The organism is Nocardia implantans (assembly GCF_035544775.1).
In the GTDB taxonomy this organism is placed as follows: Bacteria; Actinomycetota; Actinomycetes; order Mycobacteriales; family Mycobacteriaceae; genus Nocardia; species Nocardia implantans.
In genome coordinates this window covers 341,862-358,830 of sequence record NZ_JAYKYQ010000010.1, presented here as the reverse complement: position 1 = coordinate 358,830, position 16,969 = coordinate 341,862, and the positions used below count along the sequence as shown (strand labels likewise).

Below are 16,969 nucleotides of genomic sequence, written 5' to 3'. Positions count from 1 at the left end.
GAGGACTACCCCGCCTACAGCATGGGCAGGGCCGCGGAAATCCTCGGCGTCACCCCCGCCTTCCTCCGCGGCCTCGATGCCGCCGAACTGCTGACACCGCAGCGCTCACCCGGCGGGCACCGCCGCTACTCCCGTTCCCAGTTGCGCATCGCCGCGCGGGTCCGCGCCCTCGTCGACGCCGGCACACCCCTGGAAGCGGCGTGCCGGATCGTCGTCCTGGAAAACCAACTCACCCAAGCCCGCGAACTCAACGCCGAACTCACCCGACGAAACCCGCCCGAGCCCGACCACGACAGCTGAACTCCGATCAGCCGCCGCAGCGGGCACCCAGTTCGGCCCACACCGTCTTGCCGCTCAACTGATCGGCAGTGCGCTCAGGATCGGGTTGTAGGCCCAGTTCAACATGCGTTCGGCGTCGTCCTTCGCGGCGCGGTCGCTGTCGGGTGAGCTGTGCAGGACCACACCGATCAGCGGGATCCCTGCCCTGACCGTCTCGAACAGCAGGCACGTTCCGGCGGCGTCGGTGTACCCGGTCTTGATGCCGATGGTGCCGGGATAGTCGCGTAGCAGCGAGTTCGTGGTCTGCCAGAGGTGCGCGCGGTTGTCCGGGCCCGCGGGCACGTGATAGCTCTGCGCGCTGACGATCTCTCGGAACACCGGCAGGCTCATCGCGCGCAGCCCGAGGGTCACCAGGTCCGCCGGGGTGGAGTGGGTGGAGTGGTCGGTGGGGGCGGGCAGGCCGCTGGGGTCGGTGAAATGTGTTCCCGCCAAGCCCATCTGACGCGCGGTGTCGTTCATTTTGGCGATGAAGCCTTCTTGGCCGGGCCCATAGGCCTCGGCAAGGGCATAGGCGGCGTCGCAGCCCGACGGCAGCATCATCGCGTACAGCAGCTGTCGCGCCGTGAGCACCTCGCCGGGGACCAGGCCCGCGTTGCTTCCGTCATACTCGGCGTCGTAGGCGATGACTTCCTGCGGCACGGTAATGGCCCGATCGAGGTCGCCGGCGTTGATCACGACCAGTGCCGTCATCACCTTCGTGATGCTGGCTATCGGAACCGGGGCATTCGGCTGTCGCGACCACAGCACCGTGCCGGTGATTCCGTCCGCCAGCGCTGCTCCCGACGCCTGCACCGCCTCCGGCCCGGACGTCAGCCAAGGCAACTGGATATGGGTGTCGCTCGCCGCGGGGGCAGCCGCGACGCTATGACCGGCTATCACGACCAGCGCACCGGCAACAGCGATCCGCAACAGTTCAGCAAATTTCCACATCGCCATATTGTGCCGGGAAGATGTGATGATCAATGGGATTTCACCGACGAGTTACCGCGCCCTTCGCTGCACAGCATCCCCGTGGCTACTACAAATACCGAGCTGAACGTTTCCCGCATGCTGCCGCTCGAGCAGCGGCGCGGCCGTGCCGTTCTGGCCGAGATCCGGCATCGGCGGTCAGACTCCCCGCTCGAACCCCAGCTGCTCGGTCATCCCCTAGCGCGACGCCGTCTCCAGCCAGGCACGAACCTCGCTTCTATGGACGAGCGCCACGACGGCCCGGCCGATCCGTACCCACCACCGACGAACCCGTCTCGAGCATTCGGCGCAATCAGGCCGGCGGTCACCACGGCTGTTCGCCGACCGGGATCAAGGTCGCGGTCAGCACACCGAACGGTTCGCCGCCGTCGTCGTCGGGTTCGGCGGCGACGAGCGCGAACGCACCGACGACTTCCAGCACGCGGAACACCCACCGACTGCCGGGAACCAGTCGCACTCGATCACCGATATGCACGCCCACACAGAGCAGACTATTCTCCTCACCAGCCCGGGGAATAGCCATACACGGTCATCTCCGCGTGGGCGTCCCGTTCGCCGCGTCGGTGTAGCGGCGCGCCAGGCGCGCGAAAGCGGCCGTGAGTTCGGGCGGCCCGATGACTTCGATGTCCGCGTCGAACCGGCCGAGACTGCCGGCGAGCGCGAGCCATGACCACGAGCCGAGGACGACCCGGCAACGGTCGGGACCGAGCGACTCGACCACCCCGTCATGGAGGAAGGGCGCGATGTCGGCGGCGGGGCGGTGCAGGATCACCGCCCCACGGCACGGCCAGTCGCCGGTCCCCTCCGCGCCGCGGAACTTGCCGGTCAAGAAGGTCGCCACATCACCGGCCGGGAGTGTGCGCGCAGTGAAGCGGGGGCCGGTGGGGGTGCGCGGGGCGATCCGGTCGGCTCGGAACGTCCGCCAGTCGTCCCGGTCCAGGTCCCAGGCCACGAGATACCAACGTCCCGCCCAGGTGACGAGGTGATGCGGCTGCACTCGGCGCGGCGGGCGCGCGGCGGCGTCCGGTGGGGCGGCGTAGTCGAAACGCAAGACTTCGCGGGCGGCGACGGCGGCGGCGATCACCGTGAGGACCTCTGTGCCGACCTCGGCCGCGGCCGGTGCGACGGCGGTGATGCGCAGCGTGTCCATGCGGTGACGCAGCCGCGCGGGCATGACCTGACCGACGGTGTGCAAGGCGCGCGCCGCTGCCTCTTCGAGACCGGCCCCTGCGGTGGTGGCGATCTGTAGTGCGACGGCGAGGGCGACGGCCTGCTCGTCGTCGAACAGCAGCGGAGGCAGACGCGTCCCCGTGCCGAGCCGGTATCCCCCGTCCGGGCCCTTGGTGGTGACGATGGCATAGCCGAGTTCCCGCAGCCGGCCGACATCCCGGCGCACGGTACGCGGGCTGACCTGCAGTCGTTCGGCCAACAGCGTTCCCGGCCAGTCCCGGCGCGCTTGCAGCAGCGACAGCAGCGCCAGTAGTCGAGCGGAAGTTTTCGGCATCCTCGCATCCTGCCCGAAGTAGCGGACACATCCTGGCCACTACTCCTGCGAGGGTTGCTCCCGTCAACCGATGAGCCGAATCAGGAGCAACTGTGTCCCTTGCAACCACCACCCACCTGAACTTCCGCGGCGACGCTCGCGCGGCGCTGGAGTTCTATCGGTCCGTTTTCGGCGGTCACCTCGCCGCCGTCACTTACGAAGACGCCGGGAATGTCCAGGTCGCGTCCGAGGCGGACCGGATCATGTGGGGACAAGTCGAGGCCGACAACGGTTTCCGCGTCATGGCCTACGACGTGCCCGCGCGGATGGGCTACGACCGAGGCGAGAACTCGTTCTTCGTCTCGGTGCGCGGCGCGACCGTCGAAGAGGTGTCGGGCTATTGGGACAAACTGACCGAGGGGGCGACGATCGTGGTCCCGATGGGCCCGGCGGGCTGGTCGCCCGCCTACGGGATGCTGCGTGACCGTTTCGGTGTCGTGTGGGTCCTCGACGTCGTCAGCGAATACAACGGGTAGCGCGGTGCGTCACCGGGGCGGCGGGCGCTGCCGCCCCCGTGGCACGCATCCGCGCGGAGTTGCCGTGGTGTCGGATGTCGTGGCTAATCTGCCGGGCATGGTCAACCCCGATACGGCACTGCGCCGCCTGCTGCGCGAAACCGGAAAATTGCTACAGCCGTACGGGTTCCACGGCACCGAGCCCACCTGGACACGAGTCGAAGCGCGCGGTGTCGCCTCCGTCGGGCGCACCCGTGTCACCCGCACGTGGATCGACGGGCAACAGGTCCTCGGCTTCGGGTTGACCTTGCGGGCCACCCCCATCGCGTGGTGGGAGTACTGCACCTGGCGCGACGCCCGGCTGGGCCTGCCCCCCATACCGCTGGAGTCGGCCACCGGCCCCGGCCTGATCGACAGCCGGTCATTGGCCGACGAGCTGACCACGCCATGGACCCTGCGGGTCGACCCGGACCTGCCCGGCAGCCACGCGCTGCGATCCGATATCGACACCATCCGCAGCGAACTTCCCCGCCGCGTGCACGCCTACGCCCGCCGGGCGCTACGACTGCTGGAAACCGATCGCTACCTGGACGAACTGTCTGACCAACCCGATCAGGGAATCCGGACTCGCGAAGCGATCGTCGTCCTGCTCGCCGACCGAGGGCCGGGGCCGCGCCTCGACGAGGCCGTCCACCGCTTCCGGCAGTGCGCCGCGGAATCGGCCTACCCGGAAGACGCCATCGCTTACGCACGAACCCGGACAGCGGTCGGCGAAATCGTCTGCGAGAGCTGACGTTCTGGTGACTGGGGATCCCGCGATCCCGATGAGCCGTGCGGAATTCCGGCGCGGGCCTGAGTCTGGGCTGGCGCCGTCGGTGTAACCGGTCAGCGGCGTGCCGATCGGTTGTCCGGCCGCCCCGACGGAACCAGCGGAGGCGCGGGGAACACGCGGCGCACACCGCGCGTGAAAACGACGACGGTGGGTAGGCCGGGAACGTGACCGAACCCGGAAACAAGAACGCACCCGAACTGGGCGACCCGATCGATACCTCCCACCCTGACGACCTCGATCTCGAAGCCGGTGAAACTACGGAGAACGAGGACGTCGACGAGGCGGCGGGCGCCGTCGAACCGCCCGACTGAGCACCGTTTCGCCCACGGCGGCCGGGGAATTCCGGCCGCATGGGTATCACTGTCGCCGTCACCGGGCCGACCGGCGAGATCGGCATCTCCGCCGTCACCGCACTGGAGAACGATCCGGCCGTGGACCGGATCGTCGGCATGGCTCGCCGCCCCTTCGAACCCGCCGCACACGGCTGGACCAAGACCGAGTACCGGCGCGGCGACATCCTCGACCGAGCCGCCGTCGACGCCCTGGTCGCCGACGCCGACGTGGTGGTCCACCTGGCATTCGTGATCATGGGCTCGCGGCAGGACAGCGCGCGGGTGAATCTCACCGGCACCCGCAACGTCTTCGCGGCGACGGTGGCCGCCGGCCGACCCCGCAGGCTCGTGTACACCTCCTCGGTCGCCGCCTACGGCTACCATCCCGGCAATCCCTCGCCCCTGACCGAGGACGTGCCGCCCGAGGGCTCGACAGAGCACTACTACTCCCAGCAGAAGGCCGTCTGCGAGGCCGCGCTCGCCGAGATCACCGCGGGCTCCGACCTCGAGGTGTTCGTGCTGCGGCCCTGCATAGTGGCCGGCCCGAAGGCTCCGGCCCTGCACGATCTGCCGTGGGCGAAGATCCCCGGCCCGCTGCGCGCGCTGGCCCGAGCCAATCCGCTGTTCAAGCCGCTGGTTCCCGACCCGGGCCACCCGCTGCAACTCGTCCACCACGACGACGTGGCCGCGGCCATCGCGCTGGCCGCCACCGCGGACGCGCCGCCCGGTGCCTACAACATCGCCGGTGACGGCACGCTCAGCCTGTCCGAGGTGGTGACCGCGCTGGGCGGCAGGCCGGTACGCGTCCCCGCCTCCGCCGCGACGGTCGCCTCGGCGGCCCTCACCTATCTCCCTTTCGTGCCCGCGACCCTCGAGTGGCTGCACATCGTCCGCACTCCCGTCGTCATGGACACCACCCGCGCGAAACAGCTTCTCGGCTGGAAACCGGCGCACACTTCCGCCGAAACCCTCGCGGCACTCGCCGCCAGCCGCTGAGCCCCGCGTACCATCCGCTCGGTGCGGAGCGCGACATGTGGTTACGGGCCCCGGACGCGCGCTCCCGCCCGCACGGATTCGGTCATCGGGTCGTGCGTGAATCCTTCCGCGCCGGTCCGCGACTCGTGTGGGCGCGCGCACGGCATCGAGATAGTCGGCGATGGCCTCCCGATTGCGTGTCAGGCAGTCGATGCGCCGGGACATGCGGGTCAGTTCGTCCTCCAGCAGGGCAAGCATCTCCGGCGTGGCCTCGTCGAACATGATGGAGCACGGCCGGTCGAGACAAGGCGGGACCTACCCGTCACGGTCGCGTTCGCCGCGCCGGATCCCGGCCTGATCGACGGCTACGCCGAGGCCGGAGCGCGGCGATTGCTCTTCGGCCTGCCGACCCTGCCGGAGTCGGAGACACTGCGTGCGCTCGACGAGCTCGCGAAGGCCGCCGACCAATACCTGAGCTGAGTCGGGAAGGCGCGACGGATGCTTCGGGTCCGATCGCCACACCGCCACGGGCGCAGCGGGATCGCCCACCGCTTCGGACTTGCCTTGACGTCGGCGACAAGGTTTACCGTTGCGATGCCGGTGTGCTGGTGAAGGTCGCGAGTACGGCGACAGCGATCACGCACCGGCTCCGCTCGGCATCCGAGATTCTCCCCGCTGGGTCCGCACCGACGCGCATACGAAGGAATGTCCGTGAAATTCGCGATCAGCTACAGCACGCCGTTCAACGGGACCGATCCCGATCGGCTCACAAGGTTCGCCCAGCATGCCGAAGAGTGCGGTTTCGAGGCACTGTACGTGCAGGACCATATCGCCCTGTACCCGGGCGCGTCCTACGGCGCCGGACAACTGCCCGCGACGCTGCCCTACTTCGACCCGCTCGACTGCCTGAGTTTCGTCGCCGCGGCCACGCGACGACTGCTGCTGGGCACCGGTGTCCTGTTGCTGCCGTACCGCCACCCCGTGGTACTCGCCAAACGCCTGGCCACCATCGATGTCTTGTCCAAGGGACGCATGCGGCTGCTCACCGTCGGAATCGGCGCCCTGCCGGGAGAGGCGCGGGCGGTGGGGGTGGACTTCCGCACCCGCGGCCGCCGCGCCGACGAGGCGATCGACGTGCTGCGACTGCTGTGGTCGGGCGGCCCCGACGGCGTCGGCTATCACGGCGAATTCTACGACTTCGACGATCTGTGCAGTTACCCGAAACCGTCGAACGTGAAGGAACTTCCGATCCATGTGGGCGGATCCAGCCGGGCTGCCGCCCGCCGCGCCGGACTGCGCGGCAACGGCTATTTCGCGGGCGGAATGCTGGCGGAGGCCGAGCGTGACCTGCAGATGGAGGCGGCACGCAGGGCGGCCGCCGAAGCGGGGCGCGATCCGGCCGCCTTGGAGTACACGCGCTGGGGCTCGGCCGATCTGTCGGTCGAGGAGGTCGGCCGACTCGAAGAACACGGTGTGACCCGGATCGTGGTCAACCCGACCGCGGCGAGCGCCGCGGAGCAGCACGACACGATGTCGGCATTCGCCGAGCGATTCGGTCTCGCGACGACGTAGTCGTCATGGGGCGACCGTCGCGGCCGCCCGGGGCATGACCGCCTCGGCGCGACGCTCCCGCCGGTCGATTCGCCCTGTCGAGTCACAGCGCCCGAACCTGGGGCGGATCACACCTTACGGAAGATCCACTTCTCCCGATCGCTTTCCTGGTTGATCATCAACTGGGGTCGATTGTTCAGAACCACCCCGATAACGAATTCGTCGTCACTGGTCGCGATCGGTGTTATCTCCGGAAAATCCGGCATGTCCCAGCCGTAATGCTCGTCGCCGCATACCAGGTGCCCATTCGTACGGATCGCCGCGAGGTGGCCACCGGTTTTCGTGTTGACGATGTCGAAATCACCCTCTTCGGGATTGGCCGGGCAGGTCCACAGCTGGGCGTTGTCGTCGGCGGCACGCTGGCGCATGGTCACGCTGTCCGCGTCGCCGTCGACCGCCAATGCCTGGCCGGTCTCGTAGTTGATGATTTGGTATGTGGTGGCAGTCTTTTCGGCCATGGTGTCGTCCTCACTGTGTGAGCGCACCGCTACCGGGCTCGACGCCGCCCGTGACGCTGCGCTGATCTCGTAGTCGTCGTCCAAGGCGAATCGCAGACAGCCAGTACAGCAGAATCGGCGCCACATCGGAGCGGATTCCCTCAGCTGTATCCCGATTGCCGTTCGCACTCCTCGGTGCGGAAGTAATTCATCCGAAAGGGGTGAGGGAAGGCCCGGCCGCGAATTCATATGCTGCACCGTGCGAACGAGATGCACGCGATCGATTCCTGCCGAGCGCACGACCTGAAGGGAGACGACCGATGACCGATACCGGCATGGGTGCCAAGCAAAAGATCGTGCCGTTGTCCTCGCTGACCGAGCAACCGCCCGCCCAGAAGAGCTCGCCCGGCTGGTACAAGCTGTACAACGACACTGACGTCTACGTTTCGGTGTACCGGCAGGAATGGAACAAGCCCAAATCGCTGTTCGTTCTCGCCCCCGGGCAGACCAGCTCGGAGTACGAGGCAGGACACGAGATCTACATTTTGTGGATCACGAATGTCGGCACCGAGTCGACGCCGATCACTTGGGATGATTCCGGCGGTTTCAGCTGTGAATACGTGTGGAGCGGGTACACGCAGGCGAACCAGGTGAACAACGTGAGTTCTTTCGGGTAGGACGAGACGCCGCCGGCCTACCGGCCGCTGCGGCCGGAGCGCGGTGCCCCTGCCCGACGGAGGAGTCGCGCCGCTGGTGAACGAAGATTTGGCCGAAAGTATGGATTTTCTGACCTCAGGTGTTTGGCATCGGTCTTTGTCCGGGTCATAGCGTTGTCACCATGAGCACACCTTCGATCGTCATCATCGGCACCGGTTTCGGGGGGCTCGGCATGGCGATGGAACTCCAGCGGGCGGGCCTGCACGATGTCACGATCCTGGAGCGGGCCGAGGACGTCGGCGGCGTCTGGCGGGAGAACACCTACCCCGGCGCGGGCTGCGACATCCCCTCGCCGCTGTACTCCTACTCCTACGCGCCGCGCACCGACTGGCCCAAGCGGTTCTCCCGGCAGCCCGACATCCTCGCCTACCTGCGCGGCATCGCCCGCGATCACGACCTGCTGTCCAAGATCCGCTTCCGCACCGAGGTCACCGAGGCGGAGTTCGACGACGCCACCGGACGGTGGACCGTGCGCACCGCCGACGGCGGCGAGCTGACCTGCGATGTGCTGATCTCCGCGGTCGGTCAGCTGTCGCGGCCCGCGCTGCCGAACATCCCCGGTGTGGAGAGCTTCCGCGGGACGGCCTTCCACTCCGCCGAGTGGGATCACGACGCCGACCTGACCGGCAAACGGGTGGCGGTCATCGGCACCGGAGCCAGCGCGGTGCAGTTCGTGCCCGCGATCGCGCCTTCGGTGGCGCATCTGACGCTGTTCCAGCGTTCGGCCGCGTGGATCATGCCGAAGCCGGACGTCGAGTACAAAGCCTGGCATCATCGCGCCTTCCGGCTGTTGCCGGTCACCCGCCTCACCGAGCGCTTCGCGTTCTGGCTGTTCTGCGAGTTCCTGGCGCTGGGGATCGTCGACGTGCCGGTCATCCGCAAACTGGTGACGCGGATCGGCCTGCGGCATCTCGAGCGCCAGGTCCCCGACCCGCGGCTGCGCGCCAAGCTCACCCCGGACTATCCGGCCGGCTGCAAGCGGGCGCTGTTCTCCAACGACTACCTGCCCGCGCTCACCCGGCCCAACGTGACGGTGGAGACCACCGCGATCACCGAGATCACCCCCGATGGCGTGCGCACCGCCGACGGCGTGCTGCACGAGGTGGACGCGATCGTCTACGGCACGGGCTTCAAGGGCACCGAATTCCTCTGGCCGATGCGGATCTCCGGCCGCGGCGGGCGCAAGCTCGCCGACGAATGGTCGCAGGGCGCCCGCGCGTACCAGGGCATCACGGTGCCCGGTTACCCGAACCTGTTCCTCGTCTACGGCCCGAACACCAACCTCGGCGTCGGTTCGATCGTCTACATGATCGAATCGCAGGCCCGCTACATCCGGCAGGCCGTCGCGCGCATCGCCGAGCGGCCCGGCCACGTGCTGGAAGTGCGACCCGAGGTCGAGGCCCGGTTCGATCGCAGGTTGCAGCAGCGCCTCGACCGCACACCGTGGAACTTCTGCTCGAGCTGGTACCGCAACGCGGCCGGGCGGATCACCAACAACTGGCCCGGCACCGTCACCAGCTACCGGTGGCACACGCGCAAGGTGGACTTCGCGGACTACGACTCGAGGCGCGTCTGTTGACGCTCGCCTCCCCTGCGGCAACAACTTCGACAAGTGGTGGAGATCAGATGACGTTCGACTACGACGTGGTGGTCGTCGGTTCCGGCTTCGGCGGCAGTGTGACCGCGCTGCGGCTGACCGAGAAGGGTTACCGGGTCGGCGTGCTGGAGGCGGGAAGACGTTTCGCCGACGACGAATTCGCCGAGACCTCGTGGGACGCGCGCAAGTACCTGTGGGCGCCGGCCCTGGGTTGCTTCGGCATCCAGCGGCTGACGCTGCTGAAGGACACCTTCATCATGGCGGGCGCCGGCGTCGGCGGCGGCTCGCTGGTCTACGCGAACACCCTCTACGAACCGCCGGACAAGTTCTACCGGGACCGCCAGTGGGCCCACATCACCGACTGGAAGGACGAGCTCGCCCCGCACTACGACCAGGCCAAGCGGATGCTCGGCGTGACGGCCAATCCCGCGACCACGCCGTCGGACCGCGTGCTGGCCGAGGTCGCGCAGGAGATGGGCGTCGGAGCCAGCTACCGCAGCACCCCTGTCGGCGTCCTGTTCGGCGGCAACGGCGCGCGGCCCGGTCAGGATGTGCCCGACCCGTTCTTCGGGGGTGTCGGCCCCGCCCGCAACACCTGCACGCACTGCGGCGAATGCATGACCGGCTGCCGCCACAACGCCAAGAACACCCTGGTCAAGAACTACCTCTACCTCGCGGAGCTGGCCGGAGCCACGGTTCATCCGCTCACCACGGTGACCGACGTGCGCCCGCTGCCCGGCGGGGGCTACGAGATCTCCACCGTCCGCACCGGACGCTGGGTCCGCAAGGCGCGCAAGAAGTTCACCGCCGAGCAGGTCGTCTTCGCCGCGGCCGCGCTCGGCACCCAGAGACTGTTGCACCGGCTGCGCGACCGCGGTTCCCTGCCCGACATCTCCCCGCGTCTGGGCGAACTCTCGCGCACCAACTCCGAGGAACTGCTCTCGATACGAAGCCGCCGCAAGGACTCCGACTTCACCAAAGGGGTGGCGATCACCTCCTCCATCCACCCGGACGACGACACCCATATCGAGCCCGTGCGCTACGGCAAGGGCAGCAACGCCATCGGCCTCATCGGCACCGCCATGATCGACCCCGACGGGCGCACATCGAAGCTGCGGCTGTGGGCGCGAACCATGCGCAAGCTCGGACGCGACGCCTTCCACCTGCAGAATCCGCGCGGCTGGTCGGAGCAGATGATCGGCTTGCTGGTGATGCAGTCGGTCGACAACTCCATCACCACCTACACCAAACGCGGTCTGTTCGGTCGCAAGATGACCACCAGACAGGGTGTGGGCGAACCGAATCCGACCTGGCTCCCGGCCGGGCACGAGGTGGCCCACCGGGTTGCCGAGAAGATCGACGGCATCCCGGGCGCGGGCTGGAGCGCCCTGTTCGACATCCCCATGACCGGGCATTTCATCGGCGGCTGCGTCATCGGCGACTCCCCGGAGACCGGAGTCGTCGATCCCTACCATCGGATGCACGGCTACCAGGGACTGCACGTCATCGACGGCTCGACCATCTCGGCCAATCTCGGGGTGAACCCTTCGCTCACGATCACGGCGCAGGCCGAGCGGGCCACCGCGCTCTGGCCGAACAAGGGTGAGCCGGATCCGCGACCGGAACCCGGCGCGCCCTACCGGCGCATCGCCCCCGTGCCGCCGCGCAACCCGGTGGTCCCGGCCGACGCCCCTGCCGCGCTCCGCTTGCCGATCGTCGAGATAAAAGGCCCCGCCGATCGAGCGGAGCCGACCGCGGACCCACGCGGCTGACTCGCGGAAACGGCGGGCCATGCCCATGGCCCGCCGTTCCAGCGCTCAGATGCCGACGTGCGCCGGGATGGACAGCGCGAACGGCGCACACCAACGACCATCGCGAGGACGAGTACAGCGATCAGACCGGGACGCCGCCATAGGTGCGCCGGTAGCGCGCTTGGAGGAATGACAGGATCCCGAACGCCATCAGTCCGAGGGCTACCGCGATGAGCAGCCACGGCCCCAACACACTGCCGGCGAAATCGTGCAGCACGGCGTCGACCCCTTTGGCGCTGGCGGGCTCGTAGTTCGCGGCTGCCACCACCGCGGCGAGTCCGATGCCGACGACGATCGCGCCGCGCGCCAGATAACCGATCCGGCCCAGCCAGATCACACTCTCCCGCGAAGCGTGCGTCATCCAACCCATGCGCAGGTCGTCGACGAAGGCGAGACGAATCCCGCGCAGGGTGATCAGGACGCCCGCGGCCACAACAGCCAAGCCGAGCAGCAGTACGACCACCTGTCCGCCGTCCCAGCCGAGGATCCGGGCGGTCACATCGCGTGCGAGAGCGTCGCTCGGCTGCGGCGTCCGGCCGTCGACGACGAACCGGAAGACGACGAAAGACGCGATGGCATAGAGGATTCCGAGCGCCAGAGCGCGCAACCGCGGCCCGTTCGAGCGTGCTGCGGACGCGGCGGCGGCCTGCGTCAGCCGCCAGGCGGCGAGGGCGGCGAACCCGAGGGCCAGAATCCACAGCAGGAGATACCCCAACGGCTTGCCCGCGAGGGTGGCGAGCGCCCCACCCGCGGTCGGCTCGTGTTGGGCGGCGCCGACGGCCAGCATGAACGCGAGAATGCCGATGACGATGTACGCGATCCCGCGTGCGATGAAGCCGAAGCGCGCGGCCCCCGACAGTCCGCCGGATCTCGCGTACCCGCCGCTCCTGCGGTCGTGCCGTCGCCACCGGCCGCCATACCTGCTGCGCCAACCGCTTCCGTAACCGGTCCGCCACCGACTGCGCCGCACTCCGCCGTTGCGGCGCCATCGATATCTGTCAGCACTTCCGAACATGCTCATGGTTCTCACCTCTCCATGGACCGTATTGCCCACTGCGGGTGGAATAACCACGAACTCACCGGGAGAGCGAGAGATAATCCCGGACGGCGTCGACGGCTCGCTTAGCGCTCTCCGCCGCGGATTCCATCGTGGACGGAAGCTGGGTGCGGGTCCAATCGCCCGCGAGGAAAAGCCCGCCGATGGGCGTTTTCTGACTCAGCCGCAGCGACTCGAAGCCGGGGTGAGCGGAGAACGTGGCCTGCGGCTGGTGGATCACCTTGGTGCGCAGAACTTGCGCAGCGCGCGCCTCCGGATAGTGCTGGTGCAGCGATTCCGTTGCCCTGCGAACGAACTCGTCGTTGCGCAGATGCACGACGTCCCAGGACGCGCTGACCGCGAGCGAGTAGCAGTACCCGTCCCGATGGTCGCCGTCGTGCATACCGGTGGTGTCGAACACCCACTCGATGGTGGTGTCCCTGAGGTTCTCTGCCAGCCGCACCATGCGCAGCGGGCGGTCGAGCCAGACGTACACGCTGGAGATCGGCGCCGGCTCGATCTTGCGGACGGGATCGAAGAATTCGTGTCCGGCGAGCACGCCGCGGTCCAGCAGTGTGGTCAACGACCACGGTGGAAGTGTCAGGATCGCCGCGTCGCAATCGATCCGCCGCCCATCCGCCAACCGGAGGGCGGTCAACCGGTCATCGTCCAGCTCGACGTCGACGACCTGCGCACCGGTCGATATCTCCGCACCGCGTGCGCGCAGGAAGCGTTCGGCCGGCGCGACGAACAGTTCGTGCAGGCTCACCCGCGGCCATACCGCGTCGCCCGCGCGGAGATTTCCGGCCAGCGCGCGGCGGGCGATGAAGTGCAGGGCCTGGGCGAACGTGAAAGCCGATACGCGGTCCGGCTTCTCGTTCAGCAGGCCGATCACGAGTTGGTCCAGCGTCAGCTTTCGCAACGACTCCGGCACGCCGATTTCGCGGAACCACCGGTCGGCGGTCATGGTGTCCAGATCCGGCGACGGTTTCCACGCCGCGGTACCGATCCGCAGCCAGGTCCGCACGGCGGCGGGGCGTTCTCGCCACGGAATCGGCGGCCACACAAGCCAGGACAGGCCGGCGGTGTTCCGCAGCACGGCGGGCAACCAGCGTGGCCCACGTGCGGTGAGCAGCCGATCCGGCCCGGTCCTGATCGCGAACGGCGGTGCGTCCCAGTGCAGGTGCTCCTCGGTGCCGATGGTGCCGACGTACTCGAGCAGCGCGTCGTAACAGCCGGCGAACAGATGCTGACCGTTGTCGACCATGCCCTCGGCACCGGGCACGTCGAAGGAGAACGTACGGCCACCCAGCCGCCCCCGCTTCTCCAGCAAGCTGACCTGGTGGCCCTGCTCGGCCAACCAGACCGCGGCGGCCAGCCCGGCCAACCCTGCTCCCACCACCGCGATACGGCGCGTACGCGAACCATCACCATGGAGAGACTGATACGTTACTTCAGTCATTTTCTCATAGTACGCGGCACCCCCGCCGCCCGGCCGCGATATCACCGATCGAATCGCCGGTGACGATGTTCGCGAATGAACCAGAATCGCCGTTTACTTTCAGCTATCGTCGGTGCCAGAGCAACCGCTCTGCGGGACGCCGTGGATCCGCGCGGCCCGCGCAGGCCCTTGCGGTCGGACATCGACCGCTCCGTTCCACCGAGGAGCCGCATGTACCCCGGCGCACACGTCGACCGATTCCCGGACAAACCTGCTGTTGTCGTCGCCGAGAGCGGCGAAGCGCTGACCTATCGGGAACTCGAGGAGAACTCGGTTCGACTGGCCCGGCACCTGCGCGACGCGGGGCTGCGCAAAGGCGATCACGTCGCGCTACTGTCGGGAAACGACCCGAAGATCTACGAGGTCTATTGGGCGGCGTTGCGAACCGGGCTTTACATCACCGCGGTCAACCGGCATCTGTCGCCGAGCGAGATCAGCTATATCGTCGACGACTGTGGAGCCAGGGCGCTGATCGTATCGGCCGGTCTCGCCGACGCCGCCGAGCAGATCGTCCCGGAGACACCCGGGGTGGAGATCCGCCTCGCCTTCGGCGGCCACGTGCCGGGGTACAAGTCCTACGAGGAGGCCATCGCGGCGTCGTCGCCGGAGCCGCTGCCGGATCAGCCGCGCGGCGCGGACATGCTCTATTCCTCCGGCACCACCGGACGGCCCAAGGGCATCAAACAGCCGCTGCCGGACCGGCAGGTCGGCGATGCGCCCGGTGACACCTACACCGCGATCTTCGGCCCGCTCTACGGGTTCGACACCGAGACCGTCTACCTCTCCCCCGCACCGCTCTATCACGCCGCGCCGCTGCGCTTCGGAGGTGTGGTCCACGCGCTCGGCGGAACGCTCGTGATCATGGAGAAGTTCGACGCCGAACAGGCGTTGGCGGCGATCGAGCGCTACCGCGTGACCCATAGCCAATGGGTGCCGACCATGTTCGTCCGGATGCTGAAACTCGACGAGGCCGTCCGCGCCCGCTACGACGTGTCCAGCCTGCGGGTGGCCGTGCACGCGGCCGCCCCGTGCCCGGTGGACGTGAAGCGGGCGATGATCGACTGGTGGGGCCCGATCCTGTACGAGTACTACGCCTCGACGGAGGCCAACGGCGCCACTTTCATCGACAGCGAGCAATGGTTGCGCAAGCCCGGCTCGGTCGGCACGGCCGGCCTCGGCACCATCCGGGTGTGCGGCGACGACGGCGCGGAACTGCCCGCAGGAGAAATCGGCACCGTCTACTTCGAACGCGACGAGGCCCCCTTCGCCTATCACAACGACCCCGCGAAGACGGCCGAGGCGGTCCACCCGGAACACCCGACCTGGACCACCACCGGGGACATCGGATACGTCGACGATGAGGGCTACCTGTTCCTCACCGACCGCAAAGCCTTCATGATCATCTCCGGCGGTGTGAACATCTACCCGCAGGAGGTCGAGGACGCGCTCGCGCTGCATCCCAAGGTGTTCGACGTCGCGGTGATCGGCGTGCCCGACGAGGAGATGGGCGAATCGGTCAAGGCCGTCGTCCAGCCCGCTCCCGGCGCGGAGCCCGGTCCGGAGCTGGCCGCGGAGCTGCGCGATTATCTGCGCGACCGCATCGCCCACTACAAGGTGCCGCGGAGCTTCGACTTCGCCGACGATCTGCCCCGCACACCCACGGGAAAGCTGGTCAAGGGCAAACTCCGCCAGCGGTATGTGTGAGAGGTCCCGGCACTACGCGGCGTAGGCGAGCTCCGCGGTCTCGCCTACGCGCGTCATCAGGCGCGCGACAGCCTCCGCCACCAGGCCGGGCCGTTCCAGGATCACGGAGTGACCGGCGCTGTCGACGATCACGAGATCCGAGTACTCGACGGCGGCGGCCATCGCGACCGAATGCGACGGAGGTGTCATCAGGTCAGCGGCGCCGCACAGCACCAACGTGGGAATCCCCGACAGCAGCGTGAGCGCGTCGGTCCGGTCGTAGACCATGAATTCGCTCAGGTAGCTCGCCATCGTGACGATCGGCGTCTCGTTGCGCATCGCGTTGGCGAGGGCGAGTACCCGCGGACTCACCTTGCGATCACCGAATTCGGCGGTGCGGATGAGCGGGGCGAACAGGCGGCATGCCAGCAGCTTCGCGTGGTGCATCGCCCCGGGAGCCCGGCGGACGGCCGCCTGGAACGCCGACACCACCGGGTTGCGCAGCAGACGGCCGAAGCCTGCGTCGGCGAGTCCGCCCGCGGCGGTCGCCAGCAGAGCCACGCCGACGATGCGGGTGCCGATCTCGTGCGGATTCTGTTCCGCATAGGTCAGCACGGTCATGCCACCCATCGAGTGGCCCGCGAGGACGACCGGCCCGGTGGGGGCGACGGCGTCGAGCACCGCGCGCAGGTCACGGCCGAGCTGGTCGAGGCGGTAGGTCCGCCGGGACGCCGCGGCGGACTCGCCGTGGCCGCGATGGTCGTAGCAGACGATCCTGGCGCCCGCGTACCGGCGCAGCAGCTCGTCGCGGACGTAGGTCCAGGACTCGCTGCGCAGGCAATGCCCGTGCAGCAGGACGACGGTGAGGTCCGCGTCCGGCGGGCCGTATTCGCGAACCGCCAGCGCCACCCCGTCTTCGGTCCAGACCGTGGCACACCGTTCCGCCGTCGCGGGGATCGAGTTGAGAATCGACATGGGATGCTCCGGTTCACTGGCGTTGACCCGTCCTACTTTCCGCCGTCCGCGCCGCCGCAGGCAGGCCCCCGAGTGCTGGGCTGCGGTCCCCAAGGGGTATGCCGATCACCACCAAGGTGGAGGTGGCCGCCGTGGCGTGCTCGCGCCGCGGGCGGT

The 16,969-nt window shown here is 68.3% G+C and carries 18 protein-coding genes; 11 read left to right on the top strand and 7 right to left on the bottom strand.

Annotated features, from left to right (window positions below):
- Positions 1-300, top strand: a 300-nt coding sequence (locus tag U3653_RS24650; protein ID WP_324722475.1) for a MerR family transcriptional regulator, incomplete at its 5' end; no start/stop codon positions are given.
- A gap of 54 nt (positions 301-354) precedes the next feature.
- On the opposite strand, the gene U3653_RS24645 is transcribed toward U3653_RS24650, so the two are convergent.
- The 3 genes from U3653_RS24645 to U3653_RS24635 all read right to left on the bottom strand — a co-directional run bounded on the left by U3653_RS24645 (position 355) and on the right by U3653_RS24635 (position 2,812).
- Positions 355-1,269, bottom strand: coding sequence for a D-alanyl-D-alanine carboxypeptidase family protein (locus U3653_RS24645; protein WP_195082381.1), 915 nt, complete (start codon positions 1,267-1,269; stop codon positions 355-357).
- A 343-nt stretch (positions 1,270-1,612) separates the two neighbouring features.
- Complete coding sequence (locus U3653_RS24640) at positions 1,613-1,789, bottom strand: hypothetical protein (protein WP_195082380.1); 177 nt, start codon at positions 1,787-1,789, stop codon at positions 1,613-1,615.
- A gap of 48 nt (positions 1,790-1,837) precedes the next feature.
- Entirely contained in the window at positions 1,838-2,812 is a 975-nt protein-coding gene (locus U3653_RS24635; RefSeq protein WP_195082379.1) for a helix-turn-helix transcriptional regulator, read from the bottom strand.
- Between the two features lie 92 nt (positions 2,813-2,904).
- On the opposite strand from U3653_RS24635, the gene U3653_RS24630 reads away from it, so the two are divergent.
- The 6 genes from U3653_RS24630 (at position 2,905) to U3653_RS24605 (ending at position 7,017) form a co-directional block, all read left to right on the top strand.
- Complete coding sequence (locus U3653_RS24630) at positions 2,905-3,327, top strand: VOC family protein (RefSeq protein WP_195082378.1); 423 nt, start codon at positions 2,905-2,907, stop codon at positions 3,325-3,327.
- 97 nt (positions 3,328-3,424) lie between these two features.
- Positions 3,425-4,099 (top strand): hypothetical protein, encoded by a 675-nt coding sequence (locus U3653_RS24625; protein WP_195082377.1) that lies wholly within the window; start codon positions 3,425-3,427, stop codon positions 4,097-4,099.
- Between the two features lie 203 nt (positions 4,100-4,302).
- Complete coding sequence (locus tag U3653_RS24620) at positions 4,303-4,449, top strand: hypothetical protein (RefSeq protein WP_195082376.1); 147 nt, start codon at positions 4,303-4,305, stop codon at positions 4,447-4,449.
- Positions 4,450-4,488: 39 nt separating this feature from the next.
- Positions 4,489-5,466: an NAD-dependent epimerase/dehydratase family protein gene (locus U3653_RS24615; RefSeq protein ID WP_195082375.1), complete on the top strand. Its 978-nt coding sequence runs from the start codon at positions 4,489-4,491 to the stop codon at positions 5,464-5,466.
- Between the two features lie 96 nt (positions 5,467-5,562).
- Complete coding sequence (locus tag U3653_RS24610; RefSeq protein WP_195082374.1) at positions 5,563-5,925, top strand: hypothetical protein; 363 nt, start codon at positions 5,563-5,565, stop codon at positions 5,923-5,925.
- Between the two features lie 231 nt (positions 5,926-6,156).
- Entirely contained in the window at positions 6,157-7,017 is an 861-nt protein-coding gene (locus U3653_RS24605; protein WP_195082373.1) for a TIGR03619 family F420-dependent LLM class oxidoreductase, read from the top strand.
- Between the two features lie 107 nt (positions 7,018-7,124).
- On the opposite strand, the gene U3653_RS24600 is transcribed toward U3653_RS24605, so the two are convergent.
- Positions 7,125-7,598 carry an RICIN domain-containing protein gene (locus tag U3653_RS24600; protein ID WP_195082372.1) on the bottom strand — a complete coding sequence of 158 codons (474 nt, stop codon included), beginning with the start codon at positions 7,596-7,598 and terminating at the stop codon, positions 7,125-7,127.
- Positions 7,599-7,813: 215 nt separating this feature from the next.
- Between U3653_RS24600 and U3653_RS24595 the strand changes: the two genes are divergently transcribed.
- From U3653_RS24595 to U3653_RS24585, 3 genes are all read left to right on the top strand, one after another.
- Positions 7,814-8,170, top strand: coding sequence for a hypothetical protein (locus U3653_RS24595; protein ID WP_195082371.1), 357 nt, complete (start codon positions 7,814-7,816; stop codon positions 8,168-8,170).
- 161 nt (positions 8,171-8,331) lie between these two features.
- Entirely contained in the window at positions 8,332-9,789 is a 1,458-nt protein-coding gene (locus U3653_RS24590; RefSeq protein WP_195082370.1) for a flavin-containing monooxygenase, read from the top strand.
- Between the two features lie 47 nt (positions 9,790-9,836).
- Positions 9,837-11,579 (top strand): FAD-dependent oxidoreductase, encoded by a 1,743-nt coding sequence (locus tag U3653_RS24585; protein ID WP_195082369.1) that lies wholly within the window; start codon positions 9,837-9,839, stop codon positions 11,577-11,579.
- 121 nt (positions 11,580-11,700) lie between these two features.
- Here the strand turns inward: U3653_RS24585 and U3653_RS24580 are convergent, their stop codons facing one another.
- Together U3653_RS24580 and hpnE are read right to left on the bottom strand one after the other, a co-directional pair.
- On the bottom strand, positions 11,701-12,639 hold the full coding sequence (locus tag U3653_RS24580; protein WP_323124411.1) for a DUF1206 domain-containing protein: 939 nt from the start codon (positions 12,637-12,639) through the stop codon (positions 11,701-11,703).
- 55 nt (positions 12,640-12,694) lie between these two features.
- Complete coding sequence (hpnE, locus tag U3653_RS24575; RefSeq protein WP_195082368.1) at positions 12,695-14,116, bottom strand: hydroxysqualene dehydroxylase HpnE; 1,422 nt, start codon at positions 14,114-14,116, stop codon at positions 12,695-12,697.
- A 210-nt stretch (positions 14,117-14,326) separates the two neighbouring features.
- Between hpnE and U3653_RS24570 the strand changes: the two genes are divergently transcribed.
- Entirely contained in the window at positions 14,327-15,859 is a 1,533-nt protein-coding gene (locus U3653_RS24570) for an acyl-CoA synthetase (protein WP_195082416.1), read from the top strand.
- Between the two features lie 12 nt (positions 15,860-15,871).
- On the opposite strand, the gene U3653_RS24565 is transcribed toward U3653_RS24570, so the two are convergent.
- On the bottom strand, positions 15,872-16,813 hold the full coding sequence (locus tag U3653_RS24565; protein WP_195082367.1) for an alpha/beta fold hydrolase: 942 nt from the start codon (positions 16,811-16,813) through the stop codon (positions 15,872-15,874).
- Between the last annotated feature and the right edge of the window lie 156 nt (positions 16,814-16,969).